At 65.8% G+C, this 400-nt stretch carries 2 protein-coding genes; both read right to left on the bottom strand.

Features of this window, described 5'->3' with window-relative positions; translation table 11 throughout:
- The coding region (locus tag AC066S_RS39835; RefSeq protein WP_478272069.1) for an endonuclease/exonuclease/phosphatase family protein at nucleotides 1-273 on the bottom strand (273 nt) is incomplete at its 3' end.
- Between the two features lie 4 nt (nucleotides 274-277).
- A partial coding sequence (locus tag AC066S_RS39840) for a DUF3606 domain-containing protein (RefSeq protein ID WP_478272070.1) occupies nucleotides 278-400 on the bottom strand: 123 nt, incomplete at its 5' end.

A 400-nucleotide genomic window follows, 5' to 3' on the forward strand; every position in this document is an offset into this window, starting at 1 on the left:
GCGTGCTTCCTTGTCCGCCGGATCGCCCGGCAGGGAATGAACGACCGGAAGCGGCTCCTGCCCCCGGGCCAGCAGGGCAACGCCATTCCACGTGCGTTGGCCTGCGAAGACACAAGCGTAACCTGCGGCTTTCAGCGCGTCCTCGGGGAACTGCGCCGTCGGGCATTTGAGCTCCTGCAGCGCTACGACGTCCGGTTGCGTGCGTGCGAGCCAATCCACCAGCAGGCTCAGCCGCTGGCGGATGTGGTTGATGTTCCAGGAGGCGATGCGCACCGCTTCACCGGCGGCCCTTCAGGTAGCTTTCGACCGCCTGGGCATCGTTGCCGACCGCATGGACGGCCTGCTTCAATTCCTCCGCCGTCACCCCGAACTTCTTGCTCCAGTCGCGGACTTCGTAGTC

It is taken from the genome of Bradyrhizobium sp. CFUWI (assembly GCF_056429085.1).